The following is a 12,111-nucleotide window of genomic DNA, read 5'->3' on the forward strand; positions in this document are numbered from 1 at the left end:
TCGGCCGTCGTTGTGTTCTGTTCTGCGACCGGTGGAACGGGTGCCGCGGATGGTGAGGTTCCGCATCCAACGGGAGCGTCGAACTCCGGAGCGGCGGCCGTTCCGGTTGGTGCGGTCCCATCCCCTGTGTCCTGCGATGCAGAACATGCCGGCGGTCCTTCCTGTCGTGGCTGCTCTATGCGTCGAACGGGCTGCGGGTCGTTGGTGTGTGCTTCAGCTTCGCCGGCCGGAGGTGCACGGTGAAGCGGTCCGCGTCGCTGTCAGCGGGCGCACGCCACTTGCAGGTGCAGCTGCTCGTCGGCGACGTCTCCCACCGGGAGCGCGCGTTGGCAGCGAAGCCGTCAGCGGGCTCGCCGGTCAGTGCGAGGAGGCTGCCGCGGGCTGCGTGGGCGGCGAGACGGTCCGCAGCGTGCTGGAGGGCCGCGGTGCCTTCGCCGCCCGTGTGTGCACGCTGCCAGTGCACCCATGTCGGTGCTCGGCGAGCGCTGGCGATGTCGAGGATGGTGTTCACGACGTCGAGGTGCTGCTTCACACCGTCCGGGTAGCGATGTGCGGCCGTCCGGCGGAGGGCTGTCACCGTCATGAGGCTGTCGGTGATCATGTGCGCGCCGCGGGTCGGGTCCGCGGCCTGCAACGCGAGGACGACGGCGGTCGCTTCCGCAGTGTCGGTGTCGTTCGAGGCCGGCCAGAGTGACGCGGTCGCGTACTCGTTCCGGCGGGTCACCCAGGCGACGGACGCCTTCCCGTCACGGACGGACGCGTCGGTGGCGATGACGACCACCGGTTTCGACTTCGTCACGACACGCTCCCGGGGTGCAGGCGAAGCGTCCACGTTGCCGGGTCCGACGGGTACGGCTCCCCCGCACTGGTGGTCGGTTCGGCCCATCCGCACGGGCAGGCGCCGGTGCCGCGGCTCGCGACCGCGACGGCTGCTGCCGCGGTGATGTGCGGGGTGGTGCGGTCGGACCAGGCGGGGTCGGCTGACACTCGGCGTGCGGCGCGGCGGGCGGCGCCGTCCACCTGCCGGTGGAGGACGGTGACACCGGCGGCCTGCGCGTGTCCGCGCACCCAGTGGACGACCGTCGCGGCAGTGCGGGCTCGGGCGGCAGTGACGGTCTGGTCGGCGGTTCGTGCGGGACGGCTGTCCCGGCGGTTGGTGCCGGCGGCGGCCATGCGAAGCTGCTCGAGTGTCGCCTGCGAGTCGGTGACGATGTGCAACGGGACGTCTGTGGGTGCGGTTGTGACTGCGGTGAGGACGGCGAGTGCTTCGGCGACAGTGATGTTGTCCGATGGCGGCCACGCGCACGCCGCACCCCAGTCACCGTCGGTGGTCGCCCAAGCGAACCCGGCGACACCGGTCGTGGCGTTCAACGAGCCGTCGGTCGCAGTGAGGATGAGAGTGCCGGGCATGGTGGAGCTATGCGCGGGCCACCCACCGAGGCCGGTGCGGTCACCTCGGCTGATGCGAGCCGTCACGCTTGTGACGTAACTGACATGCTGAACTCATGGTGGAACCGGCAGCGCGCGAGACCAGGGCCCCGAGGAAGGTCGTGAAGGACACTGAGCGAGCTGCAGCAGTCCTCGAAGCGCTTCGCGATGAGCACTTGCAGATCCAGGCGTCCACCCGCCGCAGAATCGAGCTCTCGTTCGAGGCGAGTGAGCTTGGGCTCACGACGACGAAAATCGGTGAGGCGATTCACGTCAGCCAAACAACAGTCGCATCTTGGGTTCGGGCTGGCAGAGCAGGTTCCGCGGAATCAAAGGGTTGAACCGACGCCAAGGACAGAGGTTCTCGCTGCAGTGGTCGAGGGCGGTGAGTGTCACCCTGCCGGCGTACGGTCAGTCGTCCTGCTCTGGGTGTGCGAGTGCGTACAGCAGTTCGATGGGGTCGTCGGGGTCGCTGACGCTGTCGGCGGAGCCCATCACGTCGTCGATGAGTTGGACGGGGACGACGATGGCGGGGGCGGTGTCGTACCGGCCGGTGAGTGCGTTGATGGTGGCGGCGAGCTTGCGGACCAGTTCGTAGTTCAGGGTGTCCTTCGGCATGTGCTCCGACGGCTGTGTGTACTTCGCAGCGTCGGCGAGCAGTGCCGTGATGTGCAGCGGGTCGATGTCGCCGGCGTGCACGACCGGTGCTTCGCGGACGTACCGGTCCGCGCGGTCGCGGAGCTCGTTGCGAGCGTCCTTGTCGCTGTCGCCGAACGCCTCCGGGTCGCGGGCCCAGTCGTCGACGACGGTGCGGAGTGCTCGGGCGGACACGAACGCGTCGTGGCGGTTGAGGAGGGTGTCGGACATGGTGGTGCTCCTTCGTTCAACGGGTTGGGGTGGTGCCGAGGATGACGAATCCGGCGATGATGCAGACGATGGCGATGACGGTGGGGCGTTCCTGGTGACGGCGGCAGTCGATGCGGAGCAGGACTCCGCCGACGAGGACGGGGACGATGCCGACGATGAGGTGCAGCAGTGTCACGGCGTCCACGCTTCTGCGGCGGCGTAGTCGCCGGCGTATGTCTGCTCGACGGCGTCGATGAGCGGCTTCGCGTCGGTGTCGGTGAGGTGCAGCGACAGTTCCCGGTTGCGGGTGAGGGAGTAGTAGCCGGCGTTCTGGGAGCCGATGATGAGGTCGTCGGAGTCGGTCACGAGGGTCTTCTCGTGGATGTAGAGGGCGGAGACACCGTCGGGGAGGACGCGGACCTGGCAGCCGGCGTCGGTGACCACCCGGTAGGAGGCGTACCAGTCGCTGTTCCGGGTCATCAGCACCCGGCAGGTGACGCCGCGCTGGGCGGCGTGCTCGAGCGCTTCGACGACCTTCGTGTCCTTCAGCTCCTGCCCCTGAAAGTCCACCGACATGGTGGCCGCGTCGATGGTGGCGGCGAACTCATCCTCAGCGTCCGGGGACCACAGGAGACCGTCCGTGGTGGTCGCTTCGCCGGGTCGGTCCGGGGAGGCGAGGTCGGCGGTGAACGTGGCGGTGATGGCGGCGACGTGTGCCGGGTTCCGGTCGATGACCCACGCGTCGCGGGTGTTGCCGTAGTACTTCGCGGTCAGGTTCCCCGTGCCGACGGCGGCGGTGGCACCGTCGATGACGATGGTCTTCTGGTGGGTGATGATGCCCGGCGCAGCCCAGTGGACGTCAACGCCGGCGGCGGTCAGCTGGTCGTACGCGGGCTGGTTCACCTGCTGGCCGTGCCACGCCTTGTCGAGGATGACGCGGACCGCCACCCCACGGTCGTGCGCGGCGACGAGGTGGTCCACGGCGGTGTCGTCGGCGAGTTGGTAGATGACGACGTCGATGCTTGTCTTCGCCTCGTCGAACAGGTCGTAGACGAACTGGTAGCCAGCCTCCGGCTCCTGCACCAGCGTGTACGTGCCCTCGTCCGTGGCGACCGGTGCGACTGTCGGAGCAGACGACGAAGGCATCTCCCCCGCTGCCGACGGCAGGGCGACGTGCGGCAGAGGTAGGTCCACCCCGAAGACGTCGAAGTGCCGACCAGTGAACGTCGCGAGCGTCGCGCCGAGGACGAGGGCGACAACGATGGAGGCTGGCTTCACGCGTTTGCGACGGTTCTGCTTCACACCGGCCCTATGCGCGGATCAGCGCCGAGCCGTGCATGTCCTCGCATTAGGGGACCCAAACAGCGGAAGCACGGGTAGCGTCAGGGTGGTCATCCCGGGTTGGGGCTGACTTGGGGATCAGAACGGACGACACATGCAGCGCTTCACCCGCGCGGCAGCGATGGCAGCTGCCGCACTTCTTACCGCCACTGGTCTGGGGCTCACGGACATGCAAGCAGCGTCAGCTGCAGCACCGACACCGATTGGGACCGGTGGGGTGCTGCAGATTCTCTCGCCGAGCCTCGCAGACCGCGGGGCGCCGCTGTTCGCCGACGGTACAAACGTGCAGCGCTTCGTCGCTGACACCACTCACGGCATCGACGCGCGGATGACGATCTCCCCGAAGTCGACCGCGTCATTCACCCTGACACCGCCCGACGGGAAACCCCTCGCCGCTGGCTCGTACCGACTCGTCGGCTCTCAGCAAGCCGATTACGCGGTGGTCCCGACGCTAGAAATCAACGGCGACGACGTCTACGGCGCGCTCGAAATCCTCGACGTTGCCTCAAACCCAACCAACGGCACCATTACCCGTTTCGATGCGCTCGTACCCGGCATTGGCGAGTTCCGCTTCGGAGAAGACGCGGCCGGCTCCGTCCTCCTCGGAGCGAAGAGCTTTTCCTTCAAGAAGACGTTCATCGGCCTAGCGAAGAACGCGGAGCAGGTCGAGACAGTGCACAACACAGGGACGACCACGGTTCCTCTCGGAGCACCCACGGTCACCGGCATCAACGCTTCGTCGTTCTCCGTCAGGAGCAACACCTGCCGCACGACCCTCGCTGCCGGGGCGGCATGCACCTTCAGGGTGGGGTTCGCGCCAAAAGCCGCTGGTCCTCTGACTGCAGCGGTTGCAATGAAAATCGGCTCGAAAGCCACGACGGTGCCGTTGACCGGGTCGGCGTACCTCGGCACGACCAGCATCACGTCGTCCGGCAAGGACATTGTCAACAAAGGCAAGACGACGAGCGTCAACAGCTCGAACACCGCCATGCTCGTCACCGAAGACGGTTACGGCTGGACGTTCAACGCTGACCGACTCGACGGCTCCGGCAGCGCCATCAGTGTCCACGTCGAAGGTCCCTACCGAAAGCCACTCGCGGTGGGCACCAGGAAAACCACTTCGACCTCGGCCGCCGGAGACTACGAAGTCCTCACCACCGTCAACTCCAGCGGCTGCAACACCACCGGCACCGAAACGGTGAAGCAGTTCCTGAACGACCCAGCCACCGGCCTTCCGGACACGGTCGACATGTCCTTCACCCAGTACTGCTTCGACAAGATTCCGCAGACGGGGACGCTGAAGTGGCAGGCCCGGTCCGACGTCACCGCGCCCGCGGCGCCGACCGCGGCGAAGGTGTCCGCGACCACGCCGCGGAAGGTCACCTGGAAGGCCTCCGCCTCGAAAGACGCGAAGTCCGTCGTCGCACGGCTCGTGCAGGGCACCGGCGCAGGTGCTACTGCGCAGAGCGGGACACCGCTGACCGTCTCCGGTACGACCGCAACAGTCCCGTCCGTTCCTTCTGGGCAGCAGTACACGGTGCTGCTGTTCAGCGTTGATGCTGCCGGGAACGTCAGCAAGCCGGCCACCGTCCGGTTCGGAACCGCACCCGTCACGGTGATGGCGCCGGGCCGACCGACCATTACCGCTGTGACTTCCGGCCCCGGAACAGTCACCGTGTCATTCACCCCGTCAGCGAACAACGGCGGACTCCCCACCAGCTACACCCTCTCCGACAGCCACACCGAGGTCACGGGCACCACCAGCCCGCTGACCCTCACAGGCGTCCCCGCCGGCGATGGGTTCGTCTACATCACGCCGAGGAACGCCGCTGGGGAGGGCAAGTCGTCCTACTCCGTCGGCGTCACCGTCGAGTAGCAGCGCACCAAAGAACGCCCCGGCCACTGTGTGGTCGGGGCGTTCTCGGTGTCTTGCGGCCTACGCGGCTGCGGTGTCCGTGGGGTGCTCGATGAGTTCGAACTTGGTGCGAAGGCCAGCTTTACTGATCCAGGAGGTGCGATGGTCGTGGAGGTTCTCCAGCTTGATGTTGCTGCCAGCGCCGCCGGTGACCTCCTCAACCTTGTAGAGGAACCCGGCGGGCTTGCGCCGCCAGACCTGGCCGACTTCAATGCGCTGCCGCTCTGCCACGATGGCTTCTTCCTGGTCGATGAGCGTGCTGACGATTCTCCGGGTGCGCGGAGAACTACGACGTGGCAGTTTTCGTGAAGATCTCGTCGGTCCAGCTGGAGCTGTCCGGCCCCTGGAACAGCAGCGACGTCGAGTTCGGGTCGACCTTCGCGACGATGTCGTAGTCGAGGACGTCGTTCTCCTTCACCGTGATGACGCCGTCCTTCAGCTCCCAGGTCGTCGTCGCGGTGTCGTCGGAGCGCTGCGTGCCCGGGTGGCCCTGCGTGTACGCGGCGGTGCTGTCGGAGGAAAGCAGCAGCGTCGTGGCGCCGGACGACCCGACGTAGGACCCGGCGTACTTGTCGGTGCTGCTCGAGCAGCCGGTGAGAGTCAGCAGGAGCAGGACGACCACGGCTGCCGCCGCTACGGCGATGAGCGGGAGACGGGGCGTGCGGTTCAGGGTGAGCATGGGTTCCTTCCGGCCGCGAGCGGCGGCGTGATTTGAGCGGTCGCGGCAGGGTCATGCGGCAATGCGGCGGTGGTCAGGCTGCCGCGCCATCGAGCGCGACCGCTGCAGCAGGCCGCTGGACGCGGTAGTCGAACTCGGCGGCGATGATGTCACGGAGTTCTTCCGCGGTTGTCTGGTCCGCGGTGGTGTGCGCAGAGTCGTTGGTGAGTCCCCACCAGAGGTGCGGCAGGTCGGCGAGGGGGTTGACGACGACGAAGAACTCGACGGCGTCTCCGCGGTACTCGATGAGGCTGCTGGCGGTGAACGGTGCGGTTCCGACCAGGTCCCTGTTCGTCATCGGCGGCAGGTCCACGGTGCCCTTGAAGCGGGTGAACCCGGCGGCGTGCATCGCGTCGAACAGAGCGGCGACCTTGACGGGCATCCGCTGCTCCGGCCGGTACGGCTCGTGGTGGGTGAAGTGGCCGCGTCGAGCCCGCTGACTCAGCAGCAGCGCCAGCGAGCGTTCCCCACGGGCGAGGTCCGCGCGGAACGCGGTGAACCCGCCGGCAGCGGCGCGGTCAGCGAACGTGGCGGCCATCAGACGAACACCACCAGGTCGGTGAAGCCGCCGCGCTCTGCGGCGGCCCGGACAGCGGTGAGGGCGGACTTCGAGGCTGCGTGCCCGCTCATGTCGTTGTCGTCGAACATGTTCTCGTCTTCGCCGTACGTGAGGCCGACGCGGACCTTCGGGTCGTCGTGGTCCGCGACGACCATCACGTCGACGTTGACGCAGTACCCGTAGGGGAGGTTGTACCGGACGGTCGAGAGGTGCAAGGAGACGCGGAGGTCCAGGCGGTCGGCGGCGCCGATGTACGCGTCGGCGTCGTCTTCCAGCAGCGCGTCGATGACCGATTCGAGCGCGCTGATGACCCGCTGCGGTTCGAACGTGCCGGCGGACCGTCCGGCGGCAGCGAATCGGCGGAGCTGCTCGTGGAGGCGGAGGGAGTCAGCGGCGACGGCGGCGGCAATGTCGTCGCCGACGTGTGAATTGGTCAACGGTGGTCCTGTCAGTCGAAGCGGATGAGTGGCCAGCTGGTCAGCGGGTGTGCCAGTTGCGGAGGCGGGTGATGAAGGCCGTGAGCCCGTCGACGGTCAGTAGTGCCGCGGCGACCCAGTGAGCGACGACGCCAGCCTGGCTGTGCGTGTGGTTGGCGGCGATGATGGCAACGAACACGGAGACGAAGAACGCGAACTTCACCGGTGACTTCATCCTTTTCATCGCCTTCTCGTCCCGAGCCTTGTTCTCGTCCGACTCGAACGACCCATCTGCAACCTGCCGGCGAACGGTCACGACCGCGCTGACGACGTTGAGCCCGACAGCGAGGATCATGAGCGCGGGGCCGAAGTACGACAACGCGACGACTGACTCCGACGAGAAGACCGGCACGAACGACGCGGCGAAGATGAGGATCCCGGCGCCGAGGATGAAGTCCCAAAGCGGAGAATCCCACTGAGAGCGGGTGGCTGCCGGCTGTGCCTTGGGAACGGTCTGGTCGGTCATGGTGCTCCTATGCGCGGATCTGGCGCGGTGTCTGTGACCGCACCCGTGGGTGCGGTGTCGGTGAGCTCCAAATGGAGCGGTGTCGGTTGGCCTTGCGGCGATGTCTGGTTGCCGGGCGTGTCGGCGGTGGTGCAGTTACGCGTTGAGTGCGGTGCGCTGGTCGAGGAGCGCGGCGGTGCGGACGGCGTCGTAGATGCAGGTGCGGACGCGGCGGATGGTGGCTTCGTCGGCGGTGGTGTCGTCGAGGTCGATGTCCCAGGACAGGCGGGGCTCGTCGGTGTTGGGGTTGACGAACGCGGTGATGGCGATGATGTCGTCGTCGATGTGACCGAGGGCGCGGACGGCGAACGGTTCCCCGAACGCTTCGCCGAGGCGGTGGATGGGGACGGCGTGGAGGCCGGACGTGTACGTCGCGTCGAGGAACGTGTCGGTGAAGTCGATGAGTTCCGTAGTCATGCGGAGCACTTCGGCGTCGGCTGCGGTGAGGTTCCGGCGGAGGGTGTCGAGCTGGAGTTCGAGGTCGAAGCGGGAGAGGTTGTAAGTGGCGGTCACGCCGGTGTTCGTCGTCATGCCAGCCCTATGCCGTGACCTTCCGACCGGGTGGGAGCTAGCGGGTATGCGAGCGGCTACTTCCGCGTGTTTCCGGGGAAGCAGCCTCTCCGGGATGCTCGCATCTCGGGCGTGTCGCGCGGGTCATGCTGCCGTGAGGTGCTGCACGCGGTCCGGTGCGAGGAAGGCCGCAGCGTCGAGGTCAGACCAGAAGATGGTCTTCACGAACTGCTCGTCGGCGCCGGGCTCGTTAGCGACACAGACCGCGATGCGACGGCCGTTGTAGATGTGGGACCGGTGGAACGACGAGTAACCCTCCCCCATCGGGAAAGCGACTGCTGAGCGCACTTCCGCTTCGGAGACCCCCATCTCCTTCATGCGCTGGTGGGCGTGTGCGCTGATGAGAAGCTGCGGCTCCAGATTCGTGGTCATGCCACCGCTATGCGGGACCATCACGGCGAGCCGGGTGTCAGGCGTCGTGGACAACACCGCCGTACGGCAGCTGCACCCAGCCCGGGTCATGGCTGGCGTGCAGCCGGTCGGCGGTCTCGTGCATCTCCTGGTAGCCGCGGCCGGAGATGCCGAGCGTCTCCCGGAGGTCGGCAGCCGGAACGGTGAGCGTGCCGCCAGCGTCCCGCACCTCGTACAGGGGTCGGGTCCGACAAGGAACAGGCTGAGCGCGACCTTCCGACTGCGGACCTTCCTGAACTCCAGCACGCGCTCCCCCGTTAGTCGCCGTTTGACGGTCTTGTTCACCGGCCGTGCCACCGGTGCAAGACCATCAAACCGGGTGTGACTGCTGCGACCGTTACGCCGACTGCGGGTGCTGGACGGGGGTCGGTTGCCATGGCGCCCTGGATGACGCCTGCGATGTACGGGGCGACCTGTTCGAACTGCTGACAGGCGGTCTGCGTGCGCTCGGTCGTGTTCACGTTGATGCGGAACTCCCCCGGTGTCTCGATGACCGCTGAGACGAGGATGTGCGAGTTGCCGTGCAGGCGCAGGCGGATCCCTCCGGTGAACAGACGCCCGAGGAGGCGGTCGGGGCGTTCACCCGACACAGCGGCGGCATCGACGTAGTCGGCCTTGTACTCCGTCGTGTGCAGCAGCGACGCGAAGATGGCACGCAAGACCGCGAGGTGCTGCTGATAGTCCGCGCTGTCGTCGAGGGTGCGCGCAGCGTCGATTGCCTGGTCAAGGTCGGGGTGTTCGAGGGTCATGCCGACCCTATGCCGGTGGTTACAGCGGGGTGGCGCGGGTGCTGGCGAGCGCGGGTTGCATCGCTGCGGTGAAGATGACGTTGAACTGGTCGAGGGCGGCGCCGAGCTCGCCGGCGCGTTCCACCTCGGTCGCGGTGTGGCGGAGAGTCGGCATCGGGTCGGCGGGGTTCACCATGACGCTGAGGTCCGCCACCCCGGCTGGCACCCTCGCGCGAACAACTGCCGCCCAGCCATCCGCGGGTAGGCCGGCGACCTCGGGGAAGTGATTCGCGGTTCGGTCGGTGATGAGCTGTCCGTCGAACTCGATGACCGCGGCCGCGGTGACCGACAGGGCCAGCTGCGCGAGGCCTTTCACGTCGATGCGTCCGCCGTATTCGTCGGCGCGGGCCCGCCGTCCGAGGGCGTACGCGAGCTGCTGCACGTCCGCGTTGAGGCGGTTCAGCGCCGCCTGTCCGGTCAGATGCTGGTGCCCGAACGCTGCGCCGTTCCCGCTCACCCTGATGCTCCCTACTGCCGTCGGTTGACGTTCGAGGGTACGCCGACGCTCCCACACAGGTGGAATCACGGATGCGCGAACGCCCCGCCACAGTGGCGGGGCGTTCGCTGGTCGGGGTCAGGCGGCGAGCTTGTTGAGGCGCTTCTGCAGGGCGAGGCGGAGGCTGCGGTCTGCGATGTCGACGGCGCCGCCGTCCACCTCCTGCTCGGTGTGGAGGACGTGGACACGGATGGTGGGGTTCTCCGGGTCGACGGTGACGGTGACCGTCATCGGGGTGCCGTGGTGGTTGCCGAAGAAGCACACGTCGAACAGGTCCTCGAGCTCGTCGTTCACGTCGTCGAACTGCCGGCGGAGGTCACGGCTGGACGCGCTCTCGCTGATGTGCGGCTGCTCGAGGGCGAGGAGCAGGTCGGTAACAGCGGCGACCTTCGCGATGACGGCACCGCGGTCGAGGTTCGAAGGGGCCTTCCCCGCGAACTGTCGGACGGCGATGCCGAGGTCGAGGGTGCGGACGTCCTCGTCGCGGTTCTGGTGGATGTTGTCGCCGCCGACGATGTCGGCGAAACGGCGGGCGGGGTTGATGAGGGTGACGTCGGTCATGCTGGGCCTATGCCTGGTGCGAACTGGTCGACGTGGAAACACGTGCTCCGTCCACGGCGAAGCCCCGTCTTGCTTGACGAGCGGTCAAGCTAGCCGGGGCTTCGGGTGCAGGTCGGTCAGCGGCCGAACGAGAGGTTGATGCGGTCCATGGATGCCTGGTCGTAGATGCCGTCGAGGATGTACTTCATCTCGACCTCGTCGGGTGCGTCCTCAAGCTCCTCGATGGCGTCCCGGAGGTCGGAGAACTCCTCCTGCCCGGCGTACCACTTCGACGCCTTCACCGCGGTGACGAACTTGTCCCGCTTCTGGTCCCAGGTTGTCGTCTCGTCCTGCCAGATGGCCTTTGCGGGGATCCGTTCACCCCAGGATGGCTTCCCGGCGGCGACCCGAGCGCGGGCTGCCTGCGAAGCGGCGACGAGGACGTCGACGTTCTTGGACGGGACGTACTCGCGGAGCGGCTCCGTGGCAGCTTCAGCCTGCTGCGTGCCGGCGAACTGTCCGCCGTTGCCGGGGATGCCGGCGTCCTTGTTGCGTGTGGTGTTCGTCATGCTGAGGTTGTGCGCGGCCGGCGGCGGGTCACGAGGTGAAGGATGCCGGCGACGGCGAGGACCACCCCGCCAACGACTGCGCCCAGCATGCTCAGCAGGAGCAGGAAGCCGGCGCCGATGTTCGCGCCGCCGTCGAACCCACCTGCGAACATCAGGACGATGCCGGCGACGGCGATGAGGCCAGACACAGCGGCGATGATGCCACCGGTGCGGGTGAGCGTGTGAAGACCGGACATGCGCTCAGGGTATGCGGCGGAGGGGCTGTACCGTCGGCGTTGATGCTGCCTGAGCCTGGACGTCCTCGCGCGCTGTCGTCGGACCTCGACGATGCGGAGCATCTGCTGACTGTCGCGGTCGGGTTGGCGCGGATGACGAATCGGCCGGCGGCTCGAGCGCGGGTGTTGCGGGAGGCGCTGTGGTTCTTGTGGGAGCAGCCTCGGTTGCCGCGGCCGCTGCTCAGGTCGAAGTACCCGAACGCGTACCCGTGGTCGCCTGCGGCGATTGCGCGGGTCCGTTCCGGGCAGTCCGGTGGCCTGGTGCTCGAGCATCTGGAACCGCGGGTGCTGCTGGTGTCGGATCTGCTGGCCCGTGCGGATGAGTGGTCGCCGGCGACGTTCGCGGCGGAGCTGCACCGGCGCGCGGGTGCAGCGGTGGTGACGCAGGAGGACGACAGGCGGCTGACGACGGCAGGTTTCGCTCGGTCGATGCCTGAGACGCCTGACGGTCCCTGGGCTAGGTACGTCGCCTCGGGTATAGATGTGTCAGCGTTCCGGTCGCTCTCCTCCGCTTCACCGGTGGAATGACCTCGGAAGTCACACGTGACCGGGGCTTTCCGTGTTCGGCTCCCCTGACTTCACCCGGTGTGCGGAGTAGGGTCTGCTGCACGGATAGGTGACGTCTGATCTGGCTTGCCCGGGAGGGCAGCCTGGAAGGATGCCATCGTGCCCAA

19 protein-coding genes are annotated in these 12,111 nt (G+C 67.4%); 2 read left to right on the forward strand and 17 right to left on the reverse strand.

Annotation, left to right across the window (positions count from 1 at the left end; all coding sequences use genetic code 11):
* Positions 1 to 175: 175 nt before the first annotated feature.
* The 5 genes from DEI89_RS13630 to DEI89_RS13645 form a co-directional block, all read right to left on the reverse strand.
* Complete coding sequence (locus DEI89_RS13630; RefSeq protein ID WP_181421666.1) at positions 176 to 799, reverse strand: RNase H family protein; 624 nt, start codon at positions 797 to 799, stop codon at positions 176 to 178.
* Positions 796 to 1,410 (reverse strand): RNase H family protein, encoded by a 615-nt coding sequence (locus DEI89_RS13635; RefSeq protein WP_110904605.1) that lies wholly within the window; start codon positions 1,408 to 1,410, stop codon positions 796 to 798. The genes DEI89_RS13630 and DEI89_RS13635 overlap by 4 nt, the downstream gene beginning before the upstream one ends.
* A gap of 429 nt (positions 1,411 to 1,839) precedes the next feature.
* On the reverse strand, positions 1,840 to 2,295 hold the full coding sequence (locus DEI89_RS13640) for a hypothetical protein (RefSeq protein ID WP_110904606.1): 456 nt from the start codon (positions 2,293 to 2,295) through the stop codon (positions 1,840 to 1,842).
* Between the two features lie 16 nt (positions 2,296 to 2,311).
* Positions 2,312 to 2,470: a hypothetical protein gene (locus tag DEI89_RS17815; protein WP_181421667.1), complete on the reverse strand. Its 159-nt coding sequence runs from the start codon at positions 2,468 to 2,470 to the stop codon at positions 2,312 to 2,314.
* Positions 2,467 to 3,552: a phosphatidylserine/phosphatidylglycerophosphate/cardiolipin synthase family protein gene (locus DEI89_RS13645; RefSeq protein WP_110904607.1), complete on the reverse strand. Its 1,086-nt coding sequence runs from the start codon at positions 3,550 to 3,552 to the stop codon at positions 2,467 to 2,469. Before DEI89_RS13645 ends, DEI89_RS17815 begins: the two co-directional genes overlap by 4 nt.
* A gap of 157 nt (positions 3,553 to 3,709) precedes the next feature.
* On the opposite strand from DEI89_RS13645, the gene DEI89_RS17430 reads away from it, so the two are divergent.
* A complete protein-coding gene (locus DEI89_RS17430) occupies positions 3,710 to 5,491 on the forward strand; it encodes a hypothetical protein (RefSeq protein WP_146236808.1) in 1,782 nt (593 codons plus the stop codon).
* Positions 5,492 to 5,551: 60 nt separating this feature from the next.
* Here DEI89_RS17430 and DEI89_RS13660 read toward each other — a convergent pair whose 3' ends face one another.
* The 12 genes from DEI89_RS13660 to DEI89_RS13710 all read right to left on the reverse strand — a co-directional run bounded on the left by DEI89_RS13660 (position 5,552) and on the right by DEI89_RS13710 (position 11,162).
* Positions 5,552 to 5,761: a hypothetical protein gene (locus DEI89_RS13660; protein ID WP_110904610.1), complete on the reverse strand. Its 210-nt coding sequence runs from the start codon at positions 5,759 to 5,761 to the stop codon at positions 5,552 to 5,554.
* Positions 5,762 to 5,816: 55 nt separating this feature from the next.
* Entirely contained in the window at positions 5,817 to 6,209 is a 393-nt protein-coding gene (locus DEI89_RS13665; RefSeq protein WP_110904611.1) for a hypothetical protein, read from the reverse strand.
* Between the two features lie 73 nt (positions 6,210 to 6,282).
* A complete protein-coding gene (locus DEI89_RS13670; protein WP_110904612.1) occupies positions 6,283 to 6,786 on the reverse strand; it encodes a hypothetical protein in 504 nt (167 codons plus the stop codon).
* Complete coding sequence (locus tag DEI89_RS13675; RefSeq protein ID WP_110904613.1) at positions 6,786 to 7,244, reverse strand: hypothetical protein; 459 nt, start codon at positions 7,242 to 7,244, stop codon at positions 6,786 to 6,788. Before DEI89_RS13675 ends, DEI89_RS13670 begins: the two co-directional genes overlap by 1 nt.
* 40 nt (positions 7,245 to 7,284) lie before the next feature.
* Positions 7,285 to 7,749 (reverse strand): hypothetical protein, encoded by a 465-nt coding sequence (locus tag DEI89_RS13680; protein ID WP_110904614.1) that lies wholly within the window; start codon positions 7,747 to 7,749, stop codon positions 7,285 to 7,287.
* Positions 7,750 to 7,884: 135 nt separating this feature from the next.
* Positions 7,885 to 8,319, reverse strand: coding sequence for a hypothetical protein (locus DEI89_RS13685; RefSeq protein WP_110904615.1), 435 nt, complete (start codon positions 8,317 to 8,319; stop codon positions 7,885 to 7,887).
* 123 nt (positions 8,320 to 8,442) lie between these two features.
* Complete coding sequence (locus DEI89_RS17820) at positions 8,443 to 8,730, reverse strand: DUF4258 domain-containing protein (RefSeq protein WP_181421668.1); 288 nt, start codon at positions 8,728 to 8,730, stop codon at positions 8,443 to 8,445.
* 37 nt (positions 8,731 to 8,767) lie between these two features.
* Complete coding sequence (locus DEI89_RS17825; protein WP_181421669.1) at positions 8,768 to 8,938, reverse strand: hypothetical protein; 171 nt, start codon at positions 8,936 to 8,938, stop codon at positions 8,768 to 8,770.
* A gap of 112 nt (positions 8,939 to 9,050) precedes the next feature.
* Positions 9,051 to 9,518, reverse strand: a complete 468-nt coding sequence (locus DEI89_RS13695) for a hypothetical protein (RefSeq protein ID WP_110904617.1) — start codon at positions 9,516 to 9,518, stop codon at positions 9,051 to 9,053.
* A 19-nt stretch (positions 9,519 to 9,537) separates the two neighbouring features.
* Positions 9,538 to 10,014 (reverse strand): hypothetical protein, encoded by a 477-nt coding sequence (locus DEI89_RS13700; RefSeq protein ID WP_110904618.1) that lies wholly within the window; start codon positions 10,012 to 10,014, stop codon positions 9,538 to 9,540.
* Between the two features lie 117 nt (positions 10,015 to 10,131).
* Positions 10,132 to 10,614 carry a hypothetical protein gene (locus DEI89_RS13705; RefSeq protein WP_110904619.1) on the reverse strand — a complete coding sequence of 161 codons (483 nt, stop codon included), beginning with the start codon at positions 10,612 to 10,614 and terminating at the stop codon, positions 10,132 to 10,134.
* A 116-nt stretch (positions 10,615 to 10,730) separates the two neighbouring features.
* Positions 10,731 to 11,162 carry a hypothetical protein gene (locus DEI89_RS13710; RefSeq protein ID WP_110904620.1) on the reverse strand — a complete coding sequence of 144 codons (432 nt, stop codon included), beginning with the start codon at positions 11,160 to 11,162 and terminating at the stop codon, positions 10,731 to 10,733.
* Between the two features lie 35 nt (positions 11,163 to 11,197).
* On the opposite strand from DEI89_RS13710, the gene DEI89_RS17440 reads away from it, so the two are divergent.
* On the forward strand, positions 11,198 to 11,965 hold the full coding sequence (locus tag DEI89_RS17440) for a hypothetical protein (RefSeq protein WP_146236810.1): 768 nt from the start codon (positions 11,198 to 11,200) through the stop codon (positions 11,963 to 11,965).
* Positions 11,966 to 12,111: the final 146 nt, after the last annotated feature.

It is taken from the genome of Curtobacterium sp. MCBD17_030 (assembly GCF_003224255.1).
Taxonomy (GTDB): Bacteria; Actinomycetota; Actinomycetes; order Actinomycetales; family Microbacteriaceae; genus Curtobacterium.

Excerpts from the sequence above, each read along its gene's own strand:
- DEI89_RS13695 (WP_110904617.1), bottom strand. The coding sequence starts at position 9,518 with ATGACCCTCGAACACCCCGACCTTGACCAGGCAATCGACGCTGCGCGC.
- DEI89_RS13665 (WP_110904611.1), bottom strand. The coding sequence starts at position 6,209 with ATGCTCACCCTGAACCGCACGCCCCGTCTCCCGCTCATCGCCGTAGCG.
- DEI89_RS13670 (WP_110904612.1), bottom strand. The coding sequence starts at position 6,786 with ATGGCCGCCACGTTCGCTGACCGCGCCGCTGCCGGCGGGTTCACCGCG.
- DEI89_RS13710 (WP_110904620.1), bottom strand. The coding sequence starts at position 11,162 with ATGACGAACACCACACGCAACAAGGACGCCGGCATCCCCGGCAACGGC.
- DEI89_RS17820 (WP_181421668.1), bottom strand. The coding sequence starts at position 8,730 with ATGACCACGAATCTGGAGCCGCAGCTTCTCATCAGCGCACACGCCCAC.
- DEI89_RS13705 (WP_110904619.1), bottom strand. The coding sequence starts at position 10,614 with ATGACCGACGTCACCCTCATCAACCCCGCCCGCCGTTTCGCCGACATC.
- DEI89_RS13635 (WP_110904605.1), bottom strand. The coding sequence starts at position 1,410 with ATGCCCGGCACTCTCATCCTCACTGCGACCGACGGCTCGTTGAACGCC.
- DEI89_RS13685 (WP_110904615.1), bottom strand. The coding sequence starts at position 8,319 with ATGACGACGAACACCGGCGTGACCGCCACTTACAACCTCTCCCGCTTC.
- DEI89_RS13680 (WP_110904614.1), bottom strand. The coding sequence starts at position 7,749 with ATGACCGACCAGACCGTTCCCAAGGCACAGCCGGCAGCCACCCGCTCT.
- DEI89_RS17430 (WP_146236808.1), top strand. The coding sequence starts at position 3,710 with ATGCAGCGCTTCACCCGCGCGGCAGCGATGGCAGCTGCCGCACTTCTT.
- DEI89_RS13640 (WP_110904606.1), bottom strand. The coding sequence starts at position 2,295 with ATGTCCGACACCCTCCTCAACCGCCACGACGCGTTCGTGTCCGCCCGA.